This is a genomic window from Dyella sp., from assembly GCF_035508675.1.
Lineage (GTDB): Bacteria > Pseudomonadota > Gammaproteobacteria > Xanthomonadales > Rhodanobacteraceae > Dyella_B.
This window is the reverse complement of record NZ_DATJMN010000193.1, coordinates 1-8,173: the sequence shown is the minus strand read 5'-3', so window position 1 is coordinate 8,173 and position 8,173 is coordinate 1. Positions and strand designations below refer to the sequence as shown.

Sequence of the window (8,173 nt, the reverse complement as noted above, 5' to 3'; positions counted from 1 at the left end):
TGGCATCCACCAGCTTGTCCAGGGTTTGCTTGTAGAAGCTGTCGAAGCGGCCACCGTAGCCGAACAGTTCGCCGAAGTTCTGCAACGGAATATCGGTGGCGCTGTTGGGCGAGAACGGATAGCGGCCGCGGGTAAAGTCCGCGCAATCCTTGCCGGCCGCCTGCTGGAAGGCATCGCCGAGCGCACCGCTGGTGCCGGTGGCTACCAGCGCCTGGCTCTTGCCGGTCAAGGCGGCCACCCACGCGGAAACCGGCGGCGGCAATTGCGAGGCTTCCTGCTGCGCCATCAGCAGTTGCGGATTGGGCTGGCCGGCGGCGCTGCTGAAGTCGGTCATGGTCAGCAGCGTCTTGCTGAGCTGGTCGAGCACGCTCAGCGTGTGATCGATCGGCGTGCTGCCGGGTCCGCCATCGGTGAGCTTGTTGAGCGCATCGAAGTGCGCGCTGATCGCGTCACCGGGCTTGGCGTCCGGCTGGCCGCCCTCCCCTTTGCCGTTGATGCCGGCGCCGGCCAGTGCACGCATCACCGCGGTTTGTTCGGCGCGTTGCTCGGCGCGCTTTTCCGCTGCCTTCTTCAACGCGCCTTCGGCCTTGTCGGCATCGCTTTCCGGCGGTGCGCGCAGCAGGTCGTGGGTGTTGTCGCGCACCACCATCAGCAGCGACTTCAGCGGCGAACTGGGGCCGGACAGTTTCGCGGCGATAGCGCTGGCGTCCTGGATGTTGGCAATGGGCTGCAACTGCAAGTCAGCCAGCAGCGCGTCCCATACCTTGATGTAATCCTGCTGGTACAACGCCAGCACTTGCTGCGCGAGCTTGGCTTGCTGGATCGCATCGATCTTGCCGGCGCCGAAGACCCAGTCATCCTGGGTGAACTGCTTCACCGCTTCCTCGATGCCCTTGTTCACTTCCATCGCGAACACCGGCTGGGTGTACAGCGCCGGGATCGGCTCGGACAGCGACGCACCGCTGCTGCGGCGGAACACGTTGCCGAGCAGGCCCAGTTCCTTGTCCAGCTGCAGCGGCGGGTGATCGGAGCTGTCCATGCCGAGCTTGAGGCTGCCGTAGATCAGGGTGGAAAGGTCGGCCGTGCGCAAGGTGCTGCGCGCCTGCTCCACCAGTTGGTCATCCAGGTGCAGCGGGCGCAGTTGCCCGGGCTGCTCGACCAGCGCGAGGAAATGCTTGGCCAACGCTTTTTGCAGCACCGGATCGCCGGGGAAGATCTTGCGCCATTCGATATCGGTGAGCGCGACCAGCTCGTCGGCGTTCTGGTGCTTGGGTTCGCCCAGCATCAGGTAACCCTTGAGGTAGTAGTACAACGCCTGCGGATCGCTCGCGCTGCTGGTCAGTCCGCCGCGGAACTGCGAGGCCACGCCCGGCAGCAGCAGGCCGTTGAGTTCGCGCACATAGGCATCGTGTACTTCATCGCCTACCGCGTGGCCCTGGTACAGGCCAAAGCGCATCGACAGCGGCACGCTGCCCTTGTATTGCTGCGCAACGTCCTGCACGCCGGACAGGCCCTCCAGCCGCTCCAGCACGCGCGCGAAATAATCCTTCTGCGTGGCCGCGCCGGAGACGTCGCTGGTCGCCGGATAGTTCTTCAGCGCATCCTCGACCTGCGACAGATAGGCGCTGTTGCGCCCGTAGCTTTCGACAAAACCGGCCAGCAGCAACACGGTGACCACCAGCACGCCCAGGTACGAGGCCGCCTGCAGCAGGATCTTCTGCCGTTCCAGTTTCGGGTCGGTACCGGCGAAGCCGGATTCGCGGAACAGCACGTCCTTGAGCAGGCGCTCCACGAAGAAGGTGCGCTGCTGCGCGCCGGGTGCATGCACTTGCGCGGCATCCAGGCCGAAGGTGCGCGCCACCGCCGCCATCATGCGGTCGATCGGCGTGCCTTCCTGCGTGCCGGAGGAGAGATACACGCCGCGCAACAACGGCGGCGTGCCGTAGGCATAACCGGTGAACACGCCCTCGACGAACTGGCGCATGGTTTCGCGCAAGGCGCTCAGTTGCTGCGGGAACGACAGGATGGCCGCGCGCCGGTTGGCATCGCGTTCCGCATGCAGGCGGCTCAGGATGCGCGTGTGCAGCCGGTTCAGCAGCAACTCGAATTCGCTGCCGAACTGTTTGGCCGAAGTACCGTTCATGGTCTGCTCGACCGGGAACGACATGCCCCATACCTGGCTGCGCAGCTCCGGGCTGAGATCGTCGAAGAATTCGCTGAAGCCGGCGATCAGGTCGCACTTGGTCAGCACCAGGTACACCGGTACGCCGATGCGCAGCTGCGTGGACAGTTCATCCAGGCGGCGGCGCATCGCCTGCACGTGCTCCTGCATGCCGTTCTGGTCCAGCGTGAGCAGGTCGGACATGCTCATCGCGATCAGCACGCCATTGATCGGGCGACGCTTGCGGTATTTGCGCAGCAGCTTGAGAAACTCGCTCCACGCCGAAGCATCCGCGGCTTGATCGGATTGCTGCATGGTGTAGCGGCCGGCGGTATCCAGGAACACCGCCTCGTCGGTAAACCACCAATCGCAGTTGCGCGTGCCACCGACACCGCGCAGGGCTTGCTTGCCGAAGCGCTCGGAGAGCGGGAAATTCAGGCCCGAATTCTGCAGCAGCGTGGTCTTGCCGGAACCCGGCGGGCCGATCACCACGTACCACGGCAGCGTATAGAGATTGGCGCCGCGCTTGGTCTTGCGCAGTGTGTCGACGGCTTCCTGGAAACGCCCCTGCAGCTGCGTGCGCTCGGCAGCGCTGCGTTCGTCCTGATCGTTGCCGGCAGGCTTGGTGTCTTGCGAGACCATGTCGCCGGACATCTGCTGCGCTTTCTTGCGCGCGCGCAGCTGCTGCACCTGCAGCCAGATCGCCCATATCGCCAGGATCACGATGATGGTAACCAGGCGCGCCACCGCGCTGGCCAGCGGTTGCGAATCGCCGATGCCCAGGTACGGGCCGCCCAGCCAGATCAGGATGGACAAAAGGATGATGCCGATCAGCGCAATGAACCAACCGGATTTGAACAGCGCAAAAATCTTCACAGGGTTCAATCCTCCGGAATGAACTTGATGTCCACGCGCCGGTTACGCGTGCGGTTTTCAGGCGTATCGGGCGGCAGCGCAATCGGTTGCGACGAACCTGCGCCGCTGGATTCGATGCGTGCGGCGTTATCCAGGCCCTCGCTGAGGATCTGCGCCACGCTGCGTGCCCGTGCGCTGGACAGCTCGAAGTTGTCCTTGTACTTGAGCGAACGGATCGGCTGGTCGTCGGTATGCCCCACCACGATCACCCTGCCCTGCACCTGGTTGAGCGCGGCAGTGATCTTGTGCAGCAGCGGGATTTCCTGCGCGCTCACGTCGACGCCGCCGGAGGGGAACATGCCGGTAGCGGCAAGGCGCACCATCGCCTCGCCATCGGGTTTTTCATCGACCGTCAGCAAGCCGGCTTGCTCTTCCGGTGCGAGCAATTGCTTGAGGCTCTTGCGCACCGGATGCGGTTGCCGCGCCGTATCCGGCGGTGTGCCGTTTTCCAGGCCGATTTGCGCCAGCTGCCCGCTGATCGGCGAGGAGAGTGCATTGAGGCGGGTATAGAAGAACAAAAACGCACCGAGCAGGATCACCGCGGCGAACGCGGCCACCACCCACAACGGCACGTAGCGGATCAGCGGATTGCGGCGGTCTTCGATACCGCGCCAGTGCGGCGCCAATTCGTCCGCCGGCTTGGCGCGCTGCGCCTGGATGCGCCGGTACAGGTCTTCCTGGATGTCGGCGAGCTTGGCGCGCCCGCCCGCCTCGATCTGGTAGCGGCCGGCGAAACCCAGCGCCAGGCAGATGTACATCAATTCGATCAGGTCGATGTGCTTGGCGAAATCCGAGCACAAGCGCTCGAGAATCTGGAAGAACTTGGCGCCGCCGTAGGATTCGCTGTGGAAGGTCACCAGCAGCGTTTTCTGCGCCCAGCCGCTGTGTTCGCCCCAGGGCGAATTGAGCACGGCTTCGTCCAGCATGGTGCATAGCACGTAGCGTGCGGCGAGGATGGTTTGCTGCGCGATATTGGCCGCCTGAGCGATGGTTTCGAAGCGGCGCATCTGCGCGATGGTTTGTTCGCGCAGATGCATGGCATCCGGCGGCGCCACGCTATGGCGCAGTTGCACGGCAAGCAGCAGCAGGGGGCTGGCCGCCTGCACCAGCGGGTTCGGGCCGCCGTCGAGAAACTGGTTGATTTCCGCAGGCGGCGCATAGGGCGCCGGTGCGCGCGCGCCGGAAGGCGGCGGCGCGGCCGGTGCTGGCGCCGGCACGGAGCCGTGCGGACGCACGATGGTGGCATCGCGCATGTCGTCGTTGGGGCCGTTGTTCTGGCTCATGGGTCAATGCTCCGAACGCGTAGCGGTTTATTCATGTCCCGCCCCGAATCGCCCACAACTGCAGATCAAGCCCGGCGAATTCCTCGCCGAAGTGGAACGCAATGCCGCCGGACGTCTTCAACATCCGCCACATCTGCGAGTTCTTGTCGAACTCGAAATACAAAAAACCCGCGTTGTACGGAATCTGCCGCGGTGCCACCGGCATCGGCGCCACGGCAATGCCGGGCAATTGCAGGTTCACCAGGTCGCGGATCTTCTCCACTGGGCCGATCTTCGATTGCGCGGGCAGCTGGCGGCGCAGGTCTTCCGATTTCATGTCCGCCTTGGCGGCGAGCACGAAGGCGGCGGTATCGAGCAAGGTGAGGTCCGGCACCACCGCCACCCACACGCCGAACTTGCGTTGCTGCAGCGGGATCGGCGTGGCGGTTTGTTCCATCACCGCGCTCAGGCTGTTGCGCAACGCCATGATCACCGGGTCGAAACTCTCGCGCAGAAATTCATGCCGGTAAGGCGGAAACGCCGGGGCGCGTTTGCTCGGCGCGGTAAAGGTCGCCAGTTCGCCAGCCATGGCGACGGCGATGCGGTAAAGGTCTTCCGGATGCGCAATCGGCGCGGAGGCCAGGTGCGCGATCAGGGGCTGATAGCGGTTCACCACCTGCAACAGCAGGAAGTCGGCGATTTCCGCCGCGCCACCGCGATCGGTCACCGCCACGCGGCTAGCCAGCGCTTCGCCGCGCTGATGCAGCAGGCCGAGCAATTCGGTCAGGAAGGTCACCAGCCGCGGCACCGCCTGGCAGGTTTGCCCGGTCGGCATGAACGTGTCGTCCAGCATCACCCGGCGATCGGCGCGGCATTCGACGATGCGCGTCAGCGGGATCTGCGCCAGGCCTTCCATCGGTTGCGATTGCGGCAGCATGCGACTGCTCATGCCGCCGACTTCCAGCACGGTAAGTCCATCCATGCTGCCGGAGGCATCGCGTACTTCGGCTTCGCGCACGCGGAAGCGGAACAGCTTTTCCGGCGGCGCTTCCGGGCGGCCGCTATCGGGTTGCGTAGGCGAGCGCAGCGGCAAGGTGAGATAAACGGTCTGGTCGCGCCAGTTGGGGTCCACTTCCAGCGCGGGTGGCAGCGGGTCGTCGTTGGGCATGGAGAACGGCGTGCCGTCGGGAAACACGCCGCGCGCACGCTTGATGCCGATCTTGCCGATCGCCAGCAGGTCCGCTTCCAGTTCCAGTTCGTGGAAGCCCCATGCGTAGGGCCGCAGCGCACCGGCGCGCACTTCCACGAAGCGTTCCAGGTAACGCTCCTGCTGCTGCAGGTGCTGGGGCCGCAGGAACAGGCCTTCGCTCCATACCACTTTGTTGTTTTGCGTCATGTATCCGGTCCGTCTTGCGATTTTTTCAAGCTGGCAAAATGCATGCCCTCGCTTCGGCGTCATTCCGGCGAACGCCGGAATCCAGTTTGAATATGCTGTGCGAAGCACACGATATTTTTATGTTGAGCGCTTCGCGCAACGTATTTTCACTGGATTCCGGCGTTCGCCGGAATGACGGTGAAGCGAGATAGCTGCACACACATGTGCATAAAACCTCTACCGACTTCATTTGCGACGACTCCCCTTCAGCCGCGCCAATTGCTCTTCGTAAGCCCGCGCAAACTCATCCCCGAACAAGCGCCGGAACGTATCGTCCGGGTTCTTCACCAGGCCCTCGAAATGGTCGCGGTACTTGTCCCAGTACTTGCCCTTGACGCCGAACGCCACGCCGCCGCGCTTGCCGCCATCCACTTCGTTCTCGTAGCGATCCGGATTGAAGTGCATCAGCAGGGCTTCGAAGCCGGCGCGCACACCCGCCAGCATCGCCATCTGGTGCAGGCGGATATCCTCGAAGGCATCCTGGAACGCCGCGGTGCCGGACAGAAAACCGGGGTTGGGTGCGGCCAGAATCTTCTGCATCGCCTCGTCCGTACCGAGCGCGAATTTCAGCGGATTGTTTTCCGTGCGCTGGATGATCGTGACCGGCAGGCGGAAGGTGTTCTTGATCTCGGCGCGGGCGCGCAGCACGTCCATCACGCCATCGACCACGATGCGGAAAATTTGCTCCATGTCTGCCGGCAACGCCGTGCCGGCTGCAGCTACCGGCGCCTGCGCGATGACGGGCGCGGGCGCAGGCGATGCGACGATGGGTTCCGGTGCAGGCGGGGGCGCGGGCGCCGCGGCCGGCAGCGCGAAATCGCCCATCGTCAGGTCCCAGTTTTCCGGCAGCGTGTTGGCCTGCTTGCGCACGTCGGTGGTCGGCGGCCGGAAGTGGTCGCTGATGCCCGGCGTGTGGTTCCAGCCGGGCGCGGGCGCCGGCTCCGGGGCGGGCGCGCCAAACGGCTCGTCCAGAAAGCTGAGCGGATCGAGGTCGGCGCGGGCCGGCGCGGTTTGCTGCACGCCAGGAATCAGGCTATCGAGGGTAGAAGCACGCGCTGGCGCCGGTGCGGATGGCAACGGATTGAGGAAATCGAAATCCAGCGGATCGCTATTGAACGCCACCGGCGGCGACACTGGCGCCGCGGCCGGCATGGGCTGCGGCGCGGGCGTGCCGATCTGCACGATGGTTTCGCTGTCCGCCTCCATGCGCACGGCGATCTCGAAAGTGTCGATCTGCAGGCGATCGCCATGCTTGAGCGCGGCCGGGTCGCCTTTGATCAGCGGCGAGCCGTTCAGCAGCATGCCGTTGGTGCTGCGGTCTTCGATGAAATAGATGCCGTTGAGATAGCGCACCATGGCGTGCACGCGCGACACGCCGGAGGCGCTCAGCACCCAATCGCAATCTTCCGAGCGCCCGATGCTGCCGTCCTTCGCATGAAAACTCTTCTGGCTGCGACTGCCGAATTGCGCTGCCTGTTGGCCTTGCACGGCGAGCGTCAATGTCTGTGGCGTCGACATGTGAATCCCCTGCTCTAACGATTGCCGCTGCTGTTGAGCAAGCTCATCGCGCGCTCGATAAAGGCGGTGCGGCGTACCTCGAATTGCTCGCTCACCAGCGCGGCCATCAGGTTGATGGCGGCCACGGTAGCACGCGCGGTGAGATGTTCCGGTGGCGGCACGGCTTGCTCCTGCGTGGCCGGCGCCAGGCTGCCGCCGGACCAGCCCGCCGCCGCCGCCAGCCACGCGCCCAGCGAGCGGTAGCCGCCGGCGTTGGCAAACTCGAAAGCGGCGCGGCGATTGTCTTCGTTCGGCTCGCGCACCCATTTCTCGGCCAGGGAGGCGCCGGCCTTGTCTTCCAGGCCCAGCGGTTGTTCGCGTGCGCATTGCAGCAGCCAGGCCACGGCGTAACGCTTGGGCAACAAACGGGCGAGCAGCTTGAGCGCATCCTGAGTGTCGCCGGCATCGAGCAGCGTCTGCACCGCCAATTGCGGCGTCATCTCCGGGCGCAGCCTGGCGCTGGCCAGGGCCGACAAGCCCATTTGCATCGAAGCCTGCGTAACGACTGACATCCAGTTCCCCTTTACTGATCCGTGTTACGGCGCTGCCGTTTACCCTTCGACAATCCTTGTCCGCTTTCGAACATCCCTGCCTTAGCTGAACTTGCTCCTTCCCCTGCATGCAGGGGAAGGCTGGGATGGGGTAATGCGAGCAAAGCTCGCGCCCGGCTCCGCCGGATCGAGCCTGGGGATGATTGAGCATCTTCGCCAGATTCGCTTCACCCCACCCCAACCCTCCCATGCTACACGTAGGGGTGGGAGCCAATGCTGCCAGTACAGCACCGGCGTCATCCATCTACATCACCCGATCATGATGATCCCGCCCGAGACCTGCGTCATCGCG

6 protein-coding genes are annotated in these 8,173 nt (G+C 64.6%); 1 reads left to right on the top strand and 5 read right to left on the bottom strand.

Going from position 1 to position 8,173, the window contains the following annotated elements; translation table 11 throughout:
• The 5 genes from tssM to VMA74_RS10480 all read right to left on the bottom strand — a co-directional run.
• On the bottom strand, positions 1–3,037 hold a 3,037-nt coding region (tssM, locus tag VMA74_RS10500), incomplete at its 3' end, for a type VI secretion system membrane subunit TssM (RefSeq protein ID WP_325366709.1).
• Positions 3,038–3,042: 5 nt separating this feature from the next.
• The gene (gene icmH, locus VMA74_RS10495; RefSeq protein WP_325366710.1) at positions 3,043–4,329 is read right to left on the bottom strand and encodes a type IVB secretion system protein IcmH/DotU; all 1,287 of its coding nucleotides are present in this window, start codon (positions 4,327–4,329) and stop codon (positions 3,043–3,045) included.
• Positions 4,330–4,390: 61 nt separating this feature from the next.
• Positions 4,391–5,734, bottom strand: coding sequence for a type VI secretion system baseplate subunit TssK (tssK, locus tag VMA74_RS10490; protein ID WP_325366708.1), 1,344 nt, complete (start codon positions 5,732–5,734; stop codon positions 4,391–4,393).
• 225 nt (positions 5,735–5,959) lie between these two features.
• A complete protein-coding gene (gene tagH, locus VMA74_RS10485) occupies positions 5,960–7,291 on the bottom strand; it encodes a type VI secretion system-associated FHA domain protein TagH (RefSeq protein ID WP_325366707.1) in 1,332 nt (443 codons plus the stop codon).
• A gap of 14 nt (positions 7,292–7,305) precedes the next feature.
• Positions 7,306–7,842 (bottom strand): DUF6931 family protein, encoded by a 537-nt coding sequence (locus VMA74_RS10480; RefSeq protein WP_325366706.1) that lies wholly within the window; start codon positions 7,840–7,842, stop codon positions 7,306–7,308.
• Positions 7,843–7,975: 133 nt separating this feature from the next.
• On the opposite strand from VMA74_RS10480, the gene VMA74_RS10475 reads away from it, so the two are divergent.
• A partial coding sequence (locus tag VMA74_RS10475; protein ID WP_325366705.1) for a hypothetical protein occupies positions 7,976–8,173 on the top strand: 198 nt, incomplete at its 3' end.

Bases quoted from the DNA above. Each gene is read 5' to 3' on its own strand.
- icmH (WP_325366710.1), bottom strand. From the start codon at position 4,329: ATGCGCGATGCCACCATCGTGCGTCCGCACGGCTCCGTGCCGGCGCCA.
- tssK (WP_325366708.1), bottom strand. From the start codon at position 5,734: ATGACGCAAAACAACAAAGTGGTATGGAGCGAAGGCCTGTTCCTGCGG.
- tagH (WP_325366707.1), bottom strand. From the start codon at position 7,291: ATGTCGACGCCACAGACATTGACGCTCGCCGTGCAAGGCCAACAGGCA.
- VMA74_RS10480 (WP_325366706.1), bottom strand. From the start codon at position 7,842: ATGTCAGTCGTTACGCAGGCTTCGATGCAAATGGGCTTGTCGGCCCTG.